General features: G+C 38.5%; 17 protein-coding genes. 6 read left to right on the plus strand and 11 right to left on the minus strand.

What is annotated here, in order from left to right:
- The first annotated feature begins 2 nt into the window (after window positions 1-2).
- Window positions 3-1,583, plus strand: coding sequence for a M28 family peptidase (locus NF867_RS12060; RefSeq protein WP_252588253.1), 1,581 nt, complete (start codon window positions 3-5; stop codon window positions 1,581-1,583).
- A 61-nt stretch (window positions 1,584-1,644) separates the two neighbouring features.
- On the opposite strand, the gene NF867_RS12065 is transcribed toward NF867_RS12060, so the two are convergent.
- The 4 genes from NF867_RS12065 to NF867_RS12080 form a co-directional block, all read right to left on the minus strand.
- Window positions 1,645-2,031, minus strand: coding sequence for a response regulator (locus NF867_RS12065; protein ID WP_252588254.1), 387 nt, complete (start codon window positions 2,029-2,031; stop codon window positions 1,645-1,647).
- 292 nt (window positions 2,032-2,323) lie between these two features.
- Window positions 2,324-2,734, minus strand: coding sequence for a hypothetical protein (locus tag NF867_RS12070; protein ID WP_252588255.1), 411 nt, complete (start codon window positions 2,732-2,734; stop codon window positions 2,324-2,326).
- A gap of 45 nt (window positions 2,735-2,779) precedes the next feature.
- Window positions 2,780-3,775, minus strand: coding sequence for a hypothetical protein (locus NF867_RS12075; protein WP_252588256.1), 996 nt, complete (start codon window positions 3,773-3,775; stop codon window positions 2,780-2,782).
- A gap of 2 nt (window positions 3,776-3,777) precedes the next feature.
- Entirely contained in the window at window positions 3,778-4,605 is an 828-nt protein-coding gene (locus NF867_RS12080; RefSeq protein ID WP_252588257.1) for a YrzE family protein, read from the minus strand.
- Between the two features lie 159 nt (window positions 4,606-4,764).
- On the opposite strand from NF867_RS12080, the gene NF867_RS12085 reads away from it, so the two are divergent.
- Window positions 4,765-6,153, plus strand: coding sequence for a LutB/LldF family L-lactate oxidation iron-sulfur protein (locus NF867_RS12085; protein WP_252588258.1), 1,389 nt, complete (start codon window positions 4,765-4,767; stop codon window positions 6,151-6,153).
- Between the two features lie 66 nt (window positions 6,154-6,219).
- On the opposite strand, the gene NF867_RS12090 is transcribed toward NF867_RS12085, so the two are convergent.
- From NF867_RS12090 to NF867_RS12110, 5 genes are all read right to left on the minus strand, one after another.
- A complete protein-coding gene (locus tag NF867_RS12090) occupies window positions 6,220-6,399 on the minus strand; it encodes a type II toxin-antitoxin system antitoxin (protein WP_252588259.1) in 180 nt (59 codons plus the stop codon).
- 29 nt (window positions 6,400-6,428) lie between these two features.
- A complete protein-coding gene (locus tag NF867_RS12095; protein WP_252588260.1) occupies window positions 6,429-6,650 on the minus strand; it encodes an SPFH domain-containing protein in 222 nt (73 codons plus the stop codon).
- On the minus strand, window positions 6,607-7,269 hold the full coding sequence (locus NF867_RS12100) for an SPFH domain-containing protein (RefSeq protein ID WP_252588261.1): 663 nt from the start codon (window positions 7,267-7,269) through the stop codon (window positions 6,607-6,609). The genes NF867_RS12095 and NF867_RS12100 overlap by 44 nt, the downstream gene beginning before the upstream one ends.
- A gap of 642 nt (window positions 7,270-7,911) precedes the next feature.
- Window positions 7,912-8,568 carry a leucyl/phenylalanyl-tRNA--protein transferase gene (gene aat, locus NF867_RS12105; protein ID WP_252588262.1) on the minus strand — a complete coding sequence of 219 codons (657 nt, stop codon included), beginning with the start codon at window positions 8,566-8,568 and terminating at the stop codon, window positions 7,912-7,914.
- An 80-nt stretch (window positions 8,569-8,648) separates the two neighbouring features.
- Window positions 8,649-11,081: a hypothetical protein gene (locus NF867_RS12110; RefSeq protein ID WP_252588263.1), complete on the minus strand. Its 2,433-nt coding sequence runs from the start codon at window positions 11,079-11,081 to the stop codon at window positions 8,649-8,651.
- A gap of 125 nt (window positions 11,082-11,206) precedes the next feature.
- On the opposite strand from NF867_RS12110, the gene NF867_RS12115 reads away from it, so the two are divergent.
- The 4 genes from NF867_RS12115 (at window position 11,207) to NF867_RS12130 (ending at window position 17,874) form a co-directional block, all read left to right on the plus strand.
- A complete protein-coding gene (locus NF867_RS12115) occupies window positions 11,207-13,225 on the plus strand; it encodes an alpha-ketoacid dehydrogenase subunit alpha/beta (RefSeq protein WP_252588264.1) in 2,019 nt (672 codons plus the stop codon).
- A 179-nt stretch (window positions 13,226-13,404) separates the two neighbouring features.
- Window positions 13,405-14,343, plus strand: a complete 939-nt coding sequence (locus NF867_RS12120) for a DUF3078 domain-containing protein (protein WP_252588265.1) — start codon at window positions 13,405-13,407, stop codon at window positions 14,341-14,343.
- 77 nt (window positions 14,344-14,420) lie between these two features.
- Entirely contained in the window at window positions 14,421-15,461 is a 1,041-nt protein-coding gene (locus NF867_RS12125; protein ID WP_252588266.1) for a hypothetical protein, read from the plus strand.
- Window positions 15,427-17,874 (plus strand): hypothetical protein, encoded by a 2,448-nt coding sequence (locus NF867_RS12130; RefSeq protein ID WP_252588267.1) that lies wholly within the window; start codon window positions 15,427-15,429, stop codon window positions 17,872-17,874. Before NF867_RS12125 ends, NF867_RS12130 begins: the two co-directional genes overlap by 35 nt.
- A gap of 79 nt (window positions 17,875-17,953) precedes the next feature.
- Here the strand turns inward: NF867_RS12130 and NF867_RS12135 are convergent, their stop codons facing one another.
- Window positions 17,954-18,502 (minus strand): RBBP9/YdeN family alpha/beta hydrolase, encoded by a 549-nt coding sequence (locus tag NF867_RS12135; protein ID WP_252588268.1) that lies wholly within the window; start codon window positions 18,500-18,502, stop codon window positions 17,954-17,956.
- 192 nt (window positions 18,503-18,694) lie between these two features.
- Window positions 18,695-19,615: a ribosome small subunit-dependent GTPase A gene (gene rsgA, locus NF867_RS12140; protein WP_252588269.1), complete on the minus strand. Its 921-nt coding sequence runs from the start codon at window positions 19,613-19,615 to the stop codon at window positions 18,695-18,697.
- Between the last annotated feature and the right edge of the window lie 2 nt (window positions 19,616-19,617).

The raw sequence follows: 19,617 nt of genomic DNA on the forward strand, positions 1-19,617 counted from the left end.
CAATGAAGAAAGAAATAGGTTTATCGGCCTTATTGTTCATGGCAACCTTTGGTATTGCTTCTGCTCAGTCTGAAGCTGCCCGGTTTGCAAATGACATTAATGCTCCGTTACTTAAAAAACATTTATCGATCATTGCCTCCGACGAGTTTGAGGGGCGCGAAACAGGTCAAAAAGGATCACTCCTTGCGGCTGATTATATTGCTGCACAGTTTAAAAAATTCGGATTGGAAGCCCCGGTAAGCGGTTCGTATTTCCAATCGGTGCCACTAATTGAGAAATCAATAGCAGAAGCTTCAATAACTGTAAATGGTGCGGTGTTTAAGTTTGCTGAAGATTTTTTGATGACAGGCAACAGTATGCCATCGTCGTTAAACCTGAAAGAAGCACAGCTTCTTTTTGCCGGTTACGGGATTAATTCCCCTAAATGGAATGACTTTGCTTCAGTTGATGTTAACAATAAAGTAGTCTTGGTGCTTAATGGCGAGCCTATCGATAAAGAAGGGAAGAGTTTAGTAACCGGTCAGGCTGGCTACTCTGATTATACATTAGATACTCGTAAGAAACTACGCGATCTGCAGGCTATGCACCCTAAATTGATCTTGGCTGTTTATCCAAATTTCAGGACATCGATGAGCGCGTATGCAGCTCAGGTTAAAGCCAAAAGCATAGATTTTCCTTCCAAACAAAATATGCCTGCTAAAACTCCGGTTGTGTACATTTCAGAAGAACTGGCAACGGCGTTATTGAAACAAGCAGGTAAGTCTATTCCGGAGATTGCCGCACAAATTACTGCAACAGCAAAGCCGCAAACATCCGTTTTGAATCAGGCGTTTGAGCTTAATTTTAAGATGAATGAAACTCCTGTTAAGGCGATGAACGTGATGGGATTTTTGCCGGGAACAGATTTAAAAGATGAAGTATTGGTGCTTTCGTCGCATTATGACCATATCGGTATTGTTAATGGCAAGATCAATAATGGTGCTGATGATGACGGATCAGGAACTACCTCGGTGTTAGCGATGGCGCAAGCCTTTGCTGATGCAAAAAAAGCCGGTAAGGGTCCTCGACGCAGTATTCTTTTCTTAACCTTTACAGGTGAGGAAAAAGGGTTGCTGGGTTCGCAGTGGTATTCTGATAATCCAGTGTTTCCATTGGATAAAACTATTACCGACTTAAATACCGACATGGTAGGGCGAATTGATGACGTTCACTTAGCTGATACGAATTATGTGTACCTGATCGGTTCGGATAAGTTAAGTACCGATTTGCACAAAACGAGCGAAGAGGCCAATGCAGCAAGTGTAAACATCAAGCTCGACTATAAATACAACGATCCAAAAGACCCTAATCGTTTTTATTATCGTTCCGACCATTACAATTTCGCCAAGCATGGAGTGCCGGTTATATTCTATTTTAACGGTGTTCATGCCGATTATCACCAACCGGGTGATAAGGTGGAGAAAATCCATTTCGACTTAATGGCAAAACGTGTTAAGCTGATATTTACCACCGCCTGGGAATTGGCAAATAAAGACAAGAGACCAGTTGTAGATGTAAAAAACGATTTTCCGGTAAACCGATAAAAGAAAGTGGGGGCGAAAGCCCCCGTTTTTATTTATGTAGGAAAAGTTCTAAAGGGAATAATTAGTTGTAACGATAAACCAGATTATAGATCTTATTATACAAAATATCGGGTTTAAACGGCTTGTTTACATAAGCGTTCATGCCAATGGCATTACACTTTTCTTCACCAATTTTTGTTGAATCTGCGGTTAAGGCTATGATGGGTGTTTTTATATTTAATTCTTGCCTGATGATAGAAGTTGCAGATAACCCATCCATAACAGGCATGTGAATATCCATCAGGATTAAATCATAATGACCTTTGGAGAGTTTATCTACTGCTATTTGTCCATTGGAAGCAACCTCAACTAATACTTTCCACTGGTGTAAAATGGTAATCGCTAAAAACTGATTCAAGGGTTGATCTTCAACCAGTAAAACTTTTAAATTTTCAAGGCTATTCTCCATTTTTTATTGTCTTTTAACGAATGTAAATCTTACTAAGCCTATGAAGAATTTTCTCCTTCACAATTCCAATATACATAAACGAGCGTAAACTAATTAATAGTATTGAGTATGATTTTTTGGTAATGAATCATATCAATTTTGACTATCCTTTGAATAGCAATAAATCCAAGGAGAGTCTTCTGAATTAGCAGTCCCCTAATTTTGACTTTGCAATATAAAAAAATATTATAAAGTTTGCATTAATTGAATAATTAATTAACTAACTATTTGCTTAATGTAATTCTAAAAGGTCTTAGTCAGTGGTGAGTATTAAATTAGTGCCTTTATTGGTTTTTAATCGCATTAGTTTACCATTAGGTTTGCCTTCAATTTTACCGGTGTATTTGGCTCCCAATTTGGTTGCATCTGAAGAGTTGATCTCTGTATAGGTGAATTCGATATACTCTTCATCAAAAGAGCCTTCAAAATGATCCTGAACACCTTCAATATTTTCATTTCCGGTAAAATTGCTTTTAGCTTTACCATCTTCATCCACATTAAAGAAAAAAGTATGCTGCTTTGTGGCGTCAGCCTGATCGGTCCATGTTTTGGCTGAGATTAACGGAATAAATAAGGCGGCAACTGTTTCTGCGCCACAACTGGTTAACTGCTGCGCCTGGATAATAGCCAGCGCTATTAATAGCAGTTTTTTAATGGTTTTCATAACAGTGGAGTTAATATTATCTGATCCATTGATCAAACCGAAAAATTAATCGGTTGACAATGGGCTTGTTTTAGTCTGAAGTTTGGTAAGTAGCACCTGAGTTTTATCATTTAATACCTGAATACTTTGGGTTAAACTGTTTACCGCCTGTTGCACCTGTGATAGAATCTGCTTCTTTAAGTTATCGTCTTTTTTTCCTTTGCTTACGTAATCATTGATCGAACGACATAAATTATTAAGTGGTAATATTTTGCTCTTATGCAAATCATTTAGAGCATAATCGGTCAGATTGCTATAGTTTTCAGCCAATTCATCGCTTTGCCAATTGTTTTTTATTGCTGTGTAATAGTTTTGATGAACAGCATTTAGCTTTTCATAAGCGGTATTATAAGAATTAATAGCTTCAATAAGCTCTTTAAGTGCATCCTGATTTTGAAACGCATAATCAGCAATGTATTTAAAAGCGTTTTCCAAATCTTTGGCTTCATTTAAATAAACGTTCAAGGTTTCTGAGAGTTGGGTGTAGGTAGTTTCTCTTCCTTTTTGAAGTTCTATTGCCGACTTTAAATCAGCTTCTTTTAAATTGTATTGTTTGGTTAATAAAGCAGTAACTGAATCGAGTTGTGCCTTTAATGCCCGCACTTCTGCTGAATTGCCTCCAACAGTTTTTTCTATCCTACGTGAGTAATCAATGTAAGCAGAGAGCGTTTTGTTCTCGCTCGATTCAGCAATAATAATATCAGTCACCAGTTTAGGGTCTTTAGGAATCAACACTCTGCCTCCCGTTGGATAAAGAATCATAAAACGTTTATCTGTTAATTCGATACGAGCCTGTACCAGATCAGCAGGTATGGCCACATCAAAATATCCCGAATTGTTGGTGATGGTTAAAAAAGATTCGACCCGCACTTCTAAAGGAGCCACTACTTTATTATTGTTATGGATGAGGTGCCCTTTGAATTTTTGCGTGCTTTGCCCGTGTACACAGTTGATGTCTATCAGGGATATTATTACCAGGAAAAATAAATAGAGCGGTTTCATGATTACTGATTGATTCTAAAGGTCATCGAAACTTCATCAGAAAGGATAATATTTTCATCAAGCTGAATTTTATTGTTTTTGTAAATCCGTAGCTTAGCTTCGGTGCCTGCTTTTAGTGGAACCCTAAAGTTGAAGTTTCCTAGTTCGTCAGAAATACCCTCAGCTAATCCATCGTTGATGTTTAATAAAGCGTTTTTAACAAATTCACCGTTGTGCGAAAAAACGGTTCCATGAATTGAAACGAAGGATTGTTTTTTAGTTAAACCAATGTTAATTACCGGATTGTCATCCATTGGAATGGTAACTTTCAGTTCCTTTGATTCATAGTCATCGGCATTAACCAGCACTATTACATGCTGACCTTTTTGTGAAGTGGGTAGTTGTGCAAAGAGAACTTGTCCTTCTGCGTTTAAACTTTTGGTGTCTTTATAATCGTTAAAAATGAGTGTGACGTCGCCGGTTTTTATAGGCTTATTTTTATCGTCAGCTTCATAAATGGTTATGATTAAACTGAACGAAGCGGGTTGTGGTGGGTTCTTATAGCCTAAATAAAGGATTAGAAAAAAAATAACAGCCGGGCCGGTGATCTCAAGAGTTCCACCATATGCTTTACCCTTGTATTTGGCTTGTGATCGTAATGCGCCTCCTAAAAATGCAGCTGCGACCATTGCGATAATAACAAGTAAAAAGAAATAGGTTCCGGCTGTAATGTTACTTAACTCGGATGAAAAAAACACAAAAAACAATGCTGCCAATAGGAAAAGAATAAAACCTATGGCGGAGATAATCACCCATTTTAGAGGGCTGATTTGCTTGGGTGCGGCAGACATTTTATGTAAACTGTTGATTTACAGCTATTCAAAGGTAGCTGTTGTGCCTTCAAAATCAAAATGTAAGGCATTGAGTATTTGAGAACTATCGTTTTAATGTGCATAAAATGCCGGTTTTGCACACCTTAATTATTTTTCATTTTATTTATTTTTGGTTGTATGAGTCAGCATTCTTCGCAATTTCTCACCGATGCCGAATTAAAGGCTTTTGATCTTGAGCATCGTCGTAAGATCAACTACAATATAAATAAATATGATACAGCCGTAGCCAGAGGTATTTCACGGTTTTTTGACCTCGAAAACTCCCGGAAGAAAGCCAATATCATTAAATGGCGTACGATTGAGAACCTTGAAAAATATTTGGTTGAATTTGAAGCCAACTTTACCCGAAAAGGAGGCAAGGTAATTTGGGCCAATAATGCCGATGAGGCCAACAAGGAGATTCTGGAAATCTTTAAAAAACATGATGCCAAAACGATGGTAAAGTCGAAATCGATGACTACCGAAGAGATTGAACTGAATGAGTTTTTGGAACATCATGGTATTGAAGCCCTCGAAACCGACTTGGGAGAATATATTGTTCAGTTGCTGGGGCAAAAGCCTTACCACATTGTAACGCCTGCAATGCATCTTTCTAAAGAAGATATTGCCAAACTTTTTCATGAGAAATTTGGAACACCAATAGAATCAACGCCTGAGCAGCTTACCCAAAAAGCCAGAGAGCTTTTGCGTAATAAATACGTAACTGCCGATATAGGAATTAGTGGCGGAAATTTTTTGATTGCCGATACCGGTAGTGTTTGCTTAACCGAGAATGAAGGTAACGCCCGTCTATCCACCACTTTTCCAAAAGTTCACATCGCAATTGTTGGTATTGAAAAGATTATACCCAGCATTTATGACCTGGACTTATTCTGGCCCCTTTTGGCTACTCATGGTACCGGTCAGAACTTAACGGTTTATAACTCCGTTATTAGCGGTCCAAAGCAACCTGAAGAAATGGATGGTCCGGAAGAAATGTATGTGGTTTTATTGGATAATGGTCGGACAAATCTGCTGGCTCAGAAAGAACAGCGACAAGGCTTATATTGTATTCGCTGTGGGGCTTGTTTAAATGGATGCCCGGTTTATAAAAACATTGGAGGTCATTCTTACGAAACCACTTATAGTGGCCCGATCGGCTCCATTATAACACCTCATATGAGTGGAATGGAGGAGTTTAAGCATTTAAGTTATGCGTCCAGTTTATGCGGAAAATGCTCTGAAGTTTGTCCTGTTCATATTGATATTCATAAAATGTTATTGCTGAACAGGCGGGACGCAGTAAATGAAAATCTTGCACCTAAGTCGGAAATGTGGACCTGGTATTTTTGGAAGAAAGGTATGATGAAACGAAGCTTCATGAACATGTTAGGAGGGAAGTGGAAGTCGTTTTTTCTTAAAAAATTTGCAAGTAAAACATGGGGTAAACGACGAGAGCTTCCAGCTTTGGCTCCAAAGTCATTCAATGAACAATGGCGCGAATTGCATAAGAATAACACTAAGTAAAAAGTCCTCAGTCAGCAGTTGCCAGTTTGCATACTGCTGACTTGTGACTGCTGACTCAGGACTGAATCATTCTTCTTTCTCGTTCTCGTCTTTTAACTTGAAATTCTTATTGTATTTTTTGATCGCATCGAAAAGTATATACTCAATCTGGCCATTAACACTTCTGAATTCAGCAGCGGCCCAACGTTCAAGCTCTTTCAGCATTTCAGGGTTCAGTCGGAGTACAAACGGTTTTTTTGCAGCCATTCTTTTAAGATATTCTAATTACTTCGGAATTAATTATATAGTGTTCCGGCATTTAATACAGGGCTCACGGCTTTTTCAGCGCAAAGAACCACTAATAAGTTGCTCACCATAGCTGCTTTACGTTCCTCATCTAAATGAACAATCTCTCGTTCCGATAGCTTTTCAAGTGCCATTTGCACCATGCCCACGGCTCCTTCAACAATTTGCTTACGGGCAGCAACCACAGCGGTGGCCTGCTGACGTTGCAGCATGGCTGGGTGCATAAGCCAGGTGACTGATACGTGCCTCTAAAACGGTGATTCCGGCAGGAGCAAGTCGTTCATTAAGTTCTTTCTCCAGCATTTCGTTCACTTTGTCAGCTCCATCGCGTAAAGTTAGAGTCGCGTTTTCATCTTCCAGGTTATCATATGGGCAGCTACCGGCTAAATGCCGTACCGCTGCCTCACTTTGGATGTTCACGTATTGGGTGTAATTATCCACCGAAAAAGTTGCTTTTGCAGTATCGTTCACCTGCCAAACAATTACCGCAGCAATTTCAATAGGGTTACCCATCTTATCATTCACTTTTAACGATTGACCATTCAGGTTTCTGGCCCTTAATGAAACCGACTGTTTTTTATACAAGGGATTCACAAAGAATAAACCATTCGCTTTTACTGTGCCTACATAAGTTCCAAAAAAAGTTAATACTCTGGATTCATTTGGGTTGATAATGATGATACCCATAAATGAGATAATAGCAACCAGAAATAATAAGATTCCTAACGGTATAATGGCTGCGATAAATGAGAATGCAGTGCCGGCTAAGCATAATACTGCGAAACCTAACATGGCAAAGCCTGAGATAGGTGTTTTAATTTTTTCGTTCATTGGGGTAAATAGTTAATATCATTTTGATATCACAATACTATATAATTAAATCGATAATGGCAAGGGCTTGATGGTTAAAATGAATGGGTTTCATAAAGAAATAAGTGTTGAAAAGATGACTTTTTTAGGAATAGGGGATGTGTAAATTCGTGGTATGGGTCGCAGGAATTTTGGACGAAAAGTATCGCCAGGATCAAAGATGGCAAAATTGAGGAGGTCTTAAATCACTGTGTTTTTTTAAACAATGCATCATAGTTAGTGTTCACATTAAACCTAAATAGCTTATACTTGTGAAAGTAACTGCATTATAAAAGTATTGTATGTTTTACAAATTGGATTTTTGTTGACTAAATCCAGGAGGCAAACACCTTACTTAAGTTGCTGTTAGCTGATTTGTTAACGAATATATTTTACTCATGAGCATTTTTTCGAAGAAAACACCTGAGCCTGTTCAAATAAAAGGGAAGAAATTAGTTTGCCCTATTTGTCAAAACCAATTATTTTTTTCAAGGGAAGCTCAACTTAATACTTCTGTCACTACATTTTTTAATATCGATTGGGCGGATAAATCAGCAGTTTGTTATGTTTGTTCAGACTGCACTTATATATTTTGGTTTCTCGGAGAATGATCCTATGAAACGCTTATAAAAGACAATCCTTTTCAGCCTCCACATCCAGTATTAATAAAAAATCTTCCAGCGGAATACTTTGGCCGCCGAGGCTTTTTAAATGCTCGGTTTCCATTTGGCAATCAATGATGGAGAAGGGAAATTGCTGGGCCAGGTAAATGAAAGCTGCTTTTGAAGCATTGCTGACTAAGTGGAACATAGATTCGCCAAAAAACACTCGTCCTAAGTTTATGCCGTATAATCCGCCTACCAGTTCTTCTTTCTGCCAAACCTCAACAGAATGAGCATAGCCCAGTTGATGGAGTTGGATATAAGCTTGCTGCATTTCTTTTGTGATCCAAGTGTCGGGTTGATCTTTTCTGACTATGTATTTGCAGCTAGCAATCACCTGTTCAAAGTTTTGGTTAACAGTGATCTTAAACTTATTGCTGCGCATAACCTGCCGCATGCTTTTTGAAACCACCACATTTTTTGGAAACAATACAAAACGTGGATTAGGGGCATGCCATAAAATCGGATCCTCTTCTGAATACCAAGGGAATATTCCGTTTCGATAGGCTAACAATAAACGTTCGGGTCGAAGGTCGCCACCAAAAGCAAGCAAACCATCTTCCTCGGCTAGTAATGGATGGGGGAAAACAAGATCGTCAGAAAGTTCATAAATGGGCATAAACAAAGATAAATTTTAGATTTAAGACCTGAGATTTTAGTCGTCTCGATTCAAACCTCAGGTCTTTAATCTTAAATACGCTACAATTCCTGATTTACAATCAGTTTTTTATCCTCGTAATAAATGGTTCCATTTACCGATATTCCTTCTGCTCTGATTGCCAGTTCTTTTATTTCCTTAGGAATGGCAAATTTGAATTGTGCTTTGCCGGTCGAATCGGTTTTAAGATCCGGCTTCCAATAAATGCTGGCATATTTCTGATAAGTCTCCGATTCAGGAGAAAGAACATATTTTGGGGTATAAAATGCAACTGGTTTTGCATAACCTTTCACAATAAATTGACGTGAACTGCTGATTCCATCAGGTCCAAAGTCAATTACTTCTCTGCGTGTTACCACACTGATTGAGCCATTGCTGCCAAGACCTCCTAACATGGAGTTTCCTGATTTATTAACAGCAATAGCTTCGATGTCCTGAACAGGAATGATAGATAAATAGCTTAGATCATTCATAACCATACCATCTACAATTAATGTAGGGTTATGATTGCCTGTGAAACTATTCGCACCTCGTCCCATATTAATTATAAGCTCATCGAGGCCAGTTCTAGTGACTTGTAAAAAGAACTCATTTCTAAGTAAGTCCTCAATACGTGTGTAACGGTTATAGTTTTCTTTGGTAATCACATATGTTCTATCATTCATAGAACGATAAATACTTCCTTCAAACGGATCCTTTTTCTTCTCTGTTCTTACAACTACTTCTTTCAACTCAAATAGCTTTTCAGTTAATGGTTTGATATAGGTGTTTGAAGGAGAAATCCAATTTGAGAGGACATTAAACTTGTTAATCGTAATGGTGCTATCCAGTTTCTGATAAACAATGTTTGCTTTCAGATTACGGTTCCATGAACTTCCTTTAACAGTAGAAGCTGATAGTATTACTTTCCCGGAATCGCTTAAATAAAGATTATTAAATGAAACACGCCCATTTTCATCTACAGGTTCTGATGTTATTAGGTTGTCATTAGGTGCAAAAAGTGAGACCTGTGAATTTTTTTCAGGTTTTCCTTTGAAGCGGTTTTCTGCTGTTGCCTGGATCGTATAACCGTTTTCAAACTCATATTTAATACCTGGAACTTTATCAATTAAAAGATCAGGCCATTCATATCGTCGCCAGCCTTGAGTCAATAATAAATTATCAAGCTCGAATAAACGTTTTGCATTATTAATTTCTTCAAAGTAGTAGTTAGGGGACTCAATTGTACCCTTAACGGCAGAACTTAATAGCACGTCTGCCAATAAAGAGCTATTAAAGTTATTGCCTATAGTACTTGAAGGCAATATCGAAAAGCTAAGATCGGTGATAATTGCTTTTCCTGCAGTGTCCAAAGTGTTTGCCTCAATGGTTAATGTGTCATTCTGAAGAACTGATTTGATGTTGAGAGCGCCTTTTAATGATTTTGAATTATTGAAAATAACCCGTTCGGCAAGCGGTTTAAAATCAGCATTGAAAATAGTGATACAGTTGATCCCTGGTCCGAGTACTGACCGGTCGATTGAAAAGGACGTTTCGGTTCCGTTAAACTTCGCATAGCTCGACTGATAAATGTTTCCGTTGTTATGAATAAATACGTGAACTAATTTATCTTTCAAATTATCTACCGTTATCTGATTGCTTTTTAAACTTACCAGTACTTTTTGGGGCATTAAATTGTTTACCAGCATGGCTATACCCGTTGGAGTAGGTGTTGGTAATGTGATCTCTTTTATTTGTCCATTAGGTAGTCTTACACCTAGCTTATAAGGCTCTTTGCTCGCTGAATACATGGCAAAATTTCCAATGCCAAATTTGTTGGTTGCAAAATTCTGGATGGTATCATTCTTTGAATTTAATATCCAACAATTTGTTTCTGAACCATGTCCGTTTGGCAAAGTAACTTTAATTCCAAAATGATTATCAGCTTTTTCTACATACTGTCCACCTTCAGGAAATACCTGAACATCAACGTCGGTTGTGGTGCTTGTAGCATGAGTAACAACTGGTTGATCCTGTGTCTGATTGCCTACGGATATAACAGTAATAGTTTGAGTTGCAAAAGTTTGTTCGTTAAAATTGCGCATCCAATTGGTATAAGCTCTTAATGTATATGTGCCACTTTTACTGTCGTGGTTTAACCTGAAAAAGCTATTGGAAGTACCCTCTGATATAAATAGAATTTTGCGCTCCACCAGTTTGCCGTTATTGTCAAATAACTCTGCATAGAGTTTATTGGTTTCCATTGAGCTGGAACGATTTGCCGGATCATACACATATGCCTTAAACCAGATATTATCTCCGGAGAGGTATGATGATCGGTTAACCTGTAAGTAAACCCGTTCCCTTTTTTGTGCAAAGTATTTGGAATAAGGGTCAATAAGTTTCTTTTTTAACATTTCAAGGAATGGGTCATCGGCCAAGGAATTAAGACTAACGGCTAACAACGCAGTAATTAAAAAAAACTTTGTTTTCATAAATAAGGGTATATAAATAAATAGATAGATAGATAAGAGAGGTAAATGAAAGTTCATAATAATAACAAAATTTTCATTTGTAACATATTGCAAAATATCGAAAATATTCTTCATCTTGTTCAACCATGGAACCATCAATCGAAACCTTAGAAAACACTGTTTATATGAAATTTGATCATAAGCAGTACTCAAATGAAACGCTCATCGAACTGTATAAGAACCTTCTTCGTCCCAGGATGATAGAAGAAAAAATGCTCATCCTTCTGCGACAAGGGAAAGTAGGGAAGTGGTTTTCGGGTATAGGTCAGGAAGCTATTTCAGTAGGGGCAACGATGGCTATGAAAGGTGATGAGTACATTTTGCCAATGCACCGAAATTTAGGTGTTTTTACCAGCAGAAATATTCCACTAGAACGATTAGTTGCGCAATGGCAAGGGAAAATGAGTGGTTTTACGAAAGGTCGCGACAGGTCATTTCACTTCGGTACACAGGAGCATAAAATTGTTGGGATGATCTCGCATCTGGGACCACAATTGGCCTTGGCCGATGGTATTTCTTTGGCCGATAGAATCGAGAATCGGTTTAGAGCTACCCTGGTTTTTACCGGTGAAGGTGCTACCAGCGAAGGCGATTTCCATGAGGCATTAAACGTTGCTTCTGTTTGGAATCTTCCCGTGATTTTTATCATTGAAAATAATGGCTACGGACTTTCAACTCCAACTTCAGAGCAGTATAAGTGTGAAAGTTTGGTGGATAGGGCTAAAGGTTATGGAATGGAGGGTATTAAGATTGATGGAAACAATGTACTCGAAGTTTACGACACTATAAGGCGCATTGCTGATGAAATTCGCTATACGCCTCGTCCGGTTTTGATTGAGTGCATGACCTTTAGAATGCGTGGCCATGAAGAGGCATCGGGTACCAAATATGTTCCTAAAGAATTATTTGAAGAATGGCGATCTAAAGATCCGGTTCTGAATTTTGAAAATCACCTGCTTCAACAAGGGGTGATCACCTTGGATTATATTGGTGAATTGAAAATTCGCAATAAAATAGAAATTGATAATGCTATTGATATGGCATTTTCGGAGGTTGATATAGTGGCTGATACAGAAACGGAAGTAGCCGATATGTATGCACCGGTGAAAGAGGAGCCGATTGAACCTTTGTCGGAATTAAAATCTGAAAAACGTTATTTAGATGCTATTTCGGATGCCATGCGTCAGGCTATGCAACGTCACTCAAACCTGGTAATTATGGGACAAGACGTTGCAGAATACGGCGGGGCCTTTAAAATTACTCAAGGTTTTGTTGAAGAGTTTGGCAAAGCAAGAGTGCGCAATACGCCGATTTGTGAATCTGCAATTGTTGGGGCTGGATTTGGCCTTTCAATTAATGGTTACAAGGCCATTGTAGAAATGCAGTTTGCTGATTTTGTTACCTGCGGATTTAATCAGATTGTGAATAACCTGGCAAAAAGCCACTACCGCTGGGGACAAAAAGCCGATGTGGTAGTGCGTATGCCTACAGGTGCCGGCACCGGAGCAGGTCCTTTCCACTCGCAAAGTAATGAAGCCTGGTTTGTGAAAACACCTGGTTTAAAAGTGGTTTATCCTGCATTTCCGTCGGATGCAAAAGGGCTATTGGCCGCCTCAATTGAAGATCCGAATCCGGTTATTTTTTTCGAACACAAATATTTATATCGCGGGATTACCGAGGAAATCCATGACGATTATTACACCACTCCGATTGGCAAAGCCAGATTAGTGAAAGAGGGAGATGAGATCTCTATAATTACCTATGGTTTGGGAGTACACTGGGCACTTGATTACCTGAAAGAGCACCCGGAAATATCAGCTGATGTGCTTGACTTGCGTACACTTTTACCATGGGATGTTGAGGCAGTAACCGAAACCGTTAAGAAAAATGGTAAAGTATTGATTCTCCATGAAGATACGCTTTGCTGTGGCATTGGTGCCGAAATCTCCGCTTACATTGCCGAACATTTGTTCAATTATCTCGATAGTCCGGTTATGCGTTGTGCTAGCTTGGATACCGCAATTCCGATGAACAAAGCGTTGGAAGATAATTTTATGGCCAAGGCAAGGCTGGATGAATCGATTAAAAAACTGTTGAGTTATTAATTTTAAATTCACAATAAAGCGCAAGCTCTGTCTGAAAGGGCAGGGCTTTTTTTATTGTAAATTGATTTATTTTAAGCGGCCATCAAGAACCCGCTAGATAATTTTCAATGCTGATGGTGAATTTCATTTATGCGGTTTTTATTGAAATTAAGTAACTTAATAGTTAAAACTGCTTCCATATGAATAAGTACGCTACTCTACTCTCGCTATTTTTAATAATCGCAACCTATTCTAAAGGACAAAATGTACAAAAGGCAATTGAAGACCCCACCCACCCGGACACTCTTAAAACCTGGACAATCAATGGGCAAAATTCTTTGCTGTTCAACCAAAGTTCGTTTAGTAACTGGGCGGCAGGTGGTGTTAACTCATTAGCTGGTACGCTCTTGTTAGATTATAATTTTAATTACAACAAAGAACGATGGAATTGGGATAATCACGTATTGATTGGTTACGGATTAAGTAAGCAAAAGGATGTTGGTGTTCGAAAAACCGATGACCGCTATTTATTAGGATCGTTATTGGGTTATAGATTGAAGAAATATTGGTATGCATCGTTCTTTGCAAATCTTCAGAGTCAGTTTGCCAATGGTTATGAATACGATGCAGATGGAGCACGTACGTTGATTTCGGGCCCTTTTGCCCCTGCTTATTTGGCCTTTGGTCCCGGAATTAGTTATAAGAAATCAGATAACTGGAAGGTAAATTTCTCACCACTGGCCTCCCGAATAACCTTTGTAAGTGACGACTATCTTTCTTCTATAGGTGCATTTGGAGTGGATCCCGGTAAGAATACTCGCTATGAGTTCGGCGTTATTCTTCAGGCCTACCGCAAGGATGAGATCATGAAGAATATCAACCTCGAACATATGCTGCAATTGTATTCCAATTACCTTGATAACCCTCAAAACGTAGATGTTAATTATACGCTGAACCTTTTTATGAAGGTGAATAATTTTATTTCGGCAAACTTCGGTATACAGTTAATTTATGACGACGATACCACGTTTCCTTATACCAATGACGCTGGAGAAACAGCTTATCGCTCTCAACTTCAGTTTAAGGAAATATTTGGAGCCGGGTTAACCTTTAAATTTAACAGTTCGAGTAAAGAATAGGTTTCTGAAAGGGAGAATCGACAAAGGTTCTCCTTTTTTATTACGCCTTCTGCGTAAGTCTTCCTATTTTTACGTTAATGAATCCATTACATCTTACCTGTTATTGCCTTTTTTTAGTAGTTACTTTTGGGAGTTGTAAAAGAGAAAAACATCATCAGGTTGAATCTGCATTTTATTACTGGAAAACATCATTTAAGCTAAATGAGAAAGAACAGCAGGAGCTAAAGGCGCTGAATGTTAATCACCTTTATTTACGTTTTCTGGATGTTGACTGGGATGTGAATAGAAAATCTGCACGGCCTGTTTGCCCAATGATTTTTAATCAACAATTTCCAGCAACATTAAAACCTATTCCGGTTGTATTTATTACCAATAAAACCCTGCTGCAAGTCGATAGACTTGCTGTAAATGAGCTGGCGGATAATATTATGCATTTTGTACGCCGCCAATGTGAGTTACAGAAAATCAACCCTGCCGAAATTCAGATTGACTGCGATTGGACCAAACAATCAATGGTTCGATATTTTCTACTGTTGCGAAGAGTTAAAGAGCATGAATACTTAAAAGGAAAAATGCTCTCAGCCACTATCCGTATGCATCAAATTAAGTATCGAACTTCAAAAGGCGTTCCGCCAGTTGATAAAGGATTGTTAATGTGCTACAACATGGGCGATCTGCGAAAATATGGCGATCATAATTCAATTCTCGATCAGCACACCATCGAAGATTATCTGGCTAATCTTAGTAGTTATCCATTAAAGTTGGATGTGGCTTTACCCTTGTTTTCATGGTCGGTTTTATTTAGGAACCAGCTTTATGCCGGACTGCTTCGGGATCTTAAACCATCCGATTTTCAGAATGAAAAAGTATTTGAGAAGCAGGGCAAAAGGTGTTACCAAGTGCTTAATAACGTAAATTTGAATGGGTATTTACTCAAAAAAGGAGAGGTGTTGAGAGACGAAAGTTATTCGGCCCGTGATATTATTCAGGCAGCTAAGTACTGTTCAACGAACCTCTCAACAGACAGTGTTCGTGTAATTTTATTTCATCTTGATTCATCTATTTTAAACAACTATCATACAAATGAACTTGAAAAAATATACCATAGCTTTAGGTAGCATTTTCGTTTTACTCACCGGAGCTGTAATATATGGTATTGCCTGTGGAGGATGGGAAGATCCATACGATGACCGGATTACCTTTTTTAATAATCATCTGGCTGGCGATCCTGATTATAAGCCTTTTTATTATATCGCTTACCAGTCTTTATATGATTTTAGTGAGTCGCATGACGGAAACGTGCAAAATGTCGCCGAATGGAAAAAATACTTAAACGTTGAATCTATTGCCGATTCGATGGTTTTAAAGGCTATTTATAAGAATAATGAAGCTTCCTTCGATTTCATTAAAAGCCAAAAAACGACAGAATGGCCTGATAGTTTAGGTAAGAACGAGTTTGCTGTTGAACTGGCCAAGAAGAAGAATGCTGGCGCACTTGCTTATTTACACTTTGCAAAACAATGCGAACCGTACATAAGTGGACCTTATAATGAGTGGGAGCCTGTGCAGCATAATGTAAACGCGATGATCCAACTTATTACAGAAGGGAAGCAGTTAGTGTCAAAAATTAAGCAAGATAAATTCTTAAAGCTCCGCTTTGGATTTCAAATTTGCCGATTGGCACATTACAGTGGCGATTATGAAGGCTGTTTGAGTTATTTTGATGCTTATGTTGCGCCAAACAAATCGGAAAGTACAGTTTATTATTGGGCGCTAGCTTTAAAGGCCGGCGCATTACGTAAAGTGGGCAGAATTGCCGAAAGCGCTTATTTGTTTTCTCGTGTGTTTAGCGAATGTAACAACAACCGGATCATCGCCTATCAGAATGTAGGCTACCTGGCTATTTTTAATCAATACGATCATACCCAAGCGTTGCCTTTATGTAAGAATAATACCGAAAAGGCTGATTTGTTAGCTGTGGAGGCCTTAGGGAACTCAGGCCATGCACTTAAGGATTTGATGGAGGTTTATGCTTACGATGCTAAAGCTAAGTGTTTAGATGTATTGTTGATCCGTGAGATTTCAAAACTGGAAGAGTCCTATTTGTCTCCTAAAATGGCAATGGCTGATTCCAGGGATTCCTTACGATTGACTTCGGCGGGTTATATCGAATCAAAATCATTGCAGAATGAAGGCAAGTATGCTGATAGTGTATTTCGATTTTGTGAGTTGGCTGCCTCGGAAAAGAAAGTAGCAGAACCTGCACTTTGGAAGGTATCAGCCGCATACTTAAAATTTATGAAGCGTGATTTAAAGTCCGCAAGGGCTGTTTTATCGCAAGCTGAGGGAATGAAAATGTCGGCGAAGGTTAAGGATCAGTTCGAAGTATTACGATTACTGATAACCATCAATGAACAGGATAAAATGGATGCAGCCTTTGAAGCTAAAATTTATCCTTCGTTATTATGGCTTGAAAGTAAGAAGCAAGCCGAGTTAGCATACAAAGGAAATTCATGGGAAACTGATCTTCCATTTGCCAAAATCAATAAATATTTAATGCTTAGTATCCTGTCTCCTAAGTATGAAAAACAAAATGATAAGGTAAAATCGGCCTTATGTATTATGCAGAGTGAGATGGTATCTTCGAAAGAAATTAAAAATGCGGAAGGCGATCATTCTTTTAACTGGACAATTGGCGCTTCTATAAATTATTTACGTAACCAGTTGACTGCTGCGGAGATTGAAAAACTGATTCAGTTGAACTCCAAAGCCAACAAAAATGATTATGAAAAGTTGATGACCCAAACCATGAGCACGCTGAATGGCAATTTTATGAATGAATTACAAGGTACAGCATATTTGCGTGAACATCAGTTTGCAAAGGCTATAGTCGCGTTTAAAAAACTGCCGACTAATTATTTTGAGCAGGAACCTTATAAAACCTATTTGGCGGCAAATTCATTTGTTGATCTGATTATTGATACACATGCGCCAACAGCTCGTGATACGAAGAAATTTACGAAACTGACCTTCGCCCAAACAATGCTTGCCTTTGAGAAAAAAGCAAAGGAAGATTCGAAGAATGCTGCTTTTTGCTATTATCAGATGGCCAATGGATTTTATAATATGAGTTATTATGGAAACTCCTGGCTGTTGGTAAGCTATTATTGGTCAACTACTGATGGAGAATATTCTGCTGACGATTTACCCTATTTAAAAGATTATTTTGATAATTATGCAGCTGAGCAATACTATATGAAAGCTCAAAAACTTACCACCGACCAAAACCTGAAAGCCAAATGTTCATTTATGGCTGCCAAATGTTTGAGTTCGCGGGTGAAATACCCAGCGGTGGTGTATACCGAAGAAAATTGGCAGGAGAAAAACGATCAGGCTGCCACGAAATATTATGAAATGTTGATAAATAATAAATATTTCATAGACCTTAAAAAGAACTACTCAACAACTTCCTTTTATGCAAAAGCAGTGAATGAATGTAGTTATCTGAGGGATTTTGTAAGTAGAAGATAGGTTTTTGAAACTAATTAAAATAGCCCATCGTTATTGTGATGGGCTATTATTCTTATAAATTCCGCAAGACTTTCTTTTTTTAATATCTGTCGAGTTCTTTTAACAACTCGAGGCCAAGTTCCCATTCACCCAAATTAGAATCGGAGTTGATATGGCCTACAGCACCTACGTTAATAAACTCACTTCCCCAAGATTGAGCAAAGTTATTTGCCCGCTGTAATGAAACATAATTGTCATTGGTGCTGGCTACAACTATTGATTTAAATGGTAGCCGTTCCAGCGGGATTGGTTTAAAACTTTGAATTTCCGAAGGCATTCCTTTGGCCTCAGTATCAGCAGGAGCCACCAATAAAGCAGCTTTAATTTTTCTGGAAGTACTTTGCGCCCATAAAGCAGCGGTAATACAACCCAGACTATGAGCTACTAAAATTATCGGTTTGTCATTCAGCTTATTTAACTGCTGATCGAGAGCATTTATCCAGTCGGTACTTTTAGGTTTATCCCAATCCTTTTGATCTATACGTGTAAAGCCATATTTGTTGGCCCAGTGTGTTTGCCAGTGCTGTTCTCCTGAGTTATTCAACCCAGGTATAATTACTACTTCTGCTTCAAATTCTATTTTGTCCATAGATTTTATAGAGTATTTACTGATTGCGAAGATAAGAAAAATAATTAAGGTAGAAGGTTGAACAAAAATATTATTCCCTTGTGCTTAATTAGGAGTTTTTGGCCATAAATATTCAGCCTCCAGTCTGTGGTCACCAGTTCCCAGCTTCCAGGTTATGTATTGTTTACTGCAGACCGGAGACTGCCGACTGATCTATGCTCTTGAATCGAAATTGTGGAATATGCTAATGTAGCTATCGTAACGAGTAGGGGCAATGTGCCCTTCCTCAACGCCTTTAATAACGGCGCAGCCGGGCTCGTGAACGTGTGTGCAATTATTGAATTTACATTGAGGGCTAAATTCGCGGAGTTCGGGAAAATAACCTGAAAGCTCTTCGGGTTCGATGTCAACAACGCCTAACTCACGGATCCCGGGAGTGTCGATAACAAATCCACCAAAAGGAAGTTCAAACATTTCGGCAAAAGTGGTGGTATGCATTCCTTTTTGGTGAACCTCAGAAATAGCCATTGTTTTTAATTGCTTCTCCGGAAATATAGCATTTATTAATGATGACTTTCCTACACCCGAATGCCCCGAAAATAACGTGGTTTTATCTTTTAACAATCCTTTTATTACCTCAATTCCGTAACCAGTTGTGGCAGAAACATCATAACAAGAATAACCAATCTGTCCGTATAGATCTTTTATTTCCTGAAGGTATACCTTTGCTTCATCGTCATAAATATCATACTTGTTAAAAACCAGAATAGTAGGGATGTGATAAGCTTCGGAGGTTACTAAAAAACGATCAATAAAGCCCAAGGAGGTTCGAGGGGCACCTAGTGTTACCACTAAAACGGCTTGGTCCATATTGGCGGCAATTACCTGGGTTTGTTTGGAAAGGTTTACAGATTTACGGATAATGTAATTTTCTCTATCGTGTAAGTGGGCTATCAGCGCGGTAGGCTCACCGGGTTCCATTTCAAAATCCACCACATCACCAACGGCAATAGGGTTAGTGCTTTTAATTCCTTTAATCCTGAATTTACCCTTAATACGACAATCGTAATAGTTGCCATCATCGCCTAATACTATGTACCAGCTTCCGGTTGATTTAATTACTTTTCCTTTCAAGC

The organism is Solitalea agri, assembly GCF_023914155.1.
Classification (GTDB): Bacteria; Bacteroidota; Bacteroidia; order Sphingobacteriales; family Sphingobacteriaceae; genus Solitalea; species Solitalea agri.

Excerpts from the sequence above, each read along its gene's own strand:
- NF867_RS12060 (WP_252588253.1), top strand. The coding sequence starts at position 3 with ATGAAGAAAGAAATAGGTTTATCGGCCTTATTGTTCATGGCAACCTTT.
- NF867_RS12065 (WP_252588254.1), bottom strand. The coding sequence starts at position 2,031 with ATGGAGAATAGCCTTGAAAATTTAAAAGTTTTACTGGTTGAAGATCAA.
- NF867_RS12070 (WP_252588255.1), bottom strand. The coding sequence starts at position 2,734 with ATGAAAACCATTAAAAAACTGCTATTAATAGCGCTGGCTATTATCCAG.
- NF867_RS12075 (WP_252588256.1), bottom strand. The coding sequence starts at position 3,775 with ATGAAACCGCTCTATTTATTTTTCCTGGTAATAATATCCCTGATAGAC.
- NF867_RS12080 (WP_252588257.1), bottom strand. The coding sequence starts at position 4,605 with ATGTCTGCCGCACCCAAGCAAATCAGCCCTCTAAAATGGGTGATTATC.
- NF867_RS12085 (WP_252588258.1), top strand. The coding sequence starts at position 4,765 with ATGAGTCAGCATTCTTCGCAATTTCTCACCGATGCCGAATTAAAGGCT.
- NF867_RS12090 (WP_252588259.1), bottom strand. The coding sequence starts at position 6,399 with ATGGCTGCAAAAAAACCGTTTGTACTCCGACTGAACCCTGAAATGCTG.
- NF867_RS12095 (WP_252588260.1), bottom strand. The coding sequence starts at position 6,650 with ATGCTGCAACGTCAGCAGGCCACCGCTGTGGTTGCTGCCCGTAAGCAA.
- NF867_RS12100 (WP_252588261.1), bottom strand. The coding sequence starts at position 7,269 with ATGAACGAAAAAATTAAAACACCTATCTCAGGCTTTGCCATGTTAGGT.
- aat (WP_252588262.1), bottom strand. The coding sequence starts at position 8,568 with ATGCCCATTTATGAACTTTCTGACGATCTTGTTTTCCCCCATCCATTA.
- NF867_RS12110 (WP_252588263.1), bottom strand. The coding sequence starts at position 11,081 with ATGAAAACAAAGTTTTTTTTAATTACTGCGTTGTTAGCCGTTAGTCTT.
- NF867_RS12115 (WP_252588264.1), top strand. The coding sequence starts at position 11,207 with ATGGAACCATCAATCGAAACCTTAGAAAACACTGTTTATATGAAATTT.
- NF867_RS12120 (WP_252588265.1), top strand. The coding sequence starts at position 13,405 with ATGAATAAGTACGCTACTCTACTCTCGCTATTTTTAATAATCGCAACC.
- NF867_RS12125 (WP_252588266.1), top strand. The coding sequence starts at position 14,421 with ATGAATCCATTACATCTTACCTGTTATTGCCTTTTTTTAGTAGTTACT.
- NF867_RS12130 (WP_252588267.1), top strand. The coding sequence starts at position 15,427 with ATGAACTTGAAAAAATATACCATAGCTTTAGGTAGCATTTTCGTTTTA.
- NF867_RS12135 (WP_252588268.1), bottom strand. The coding sequence starts at position 18,502 with ATGGACAAAATAGAATTTGAAGCAGAAGTAGTAATTATACCTGGGTTG.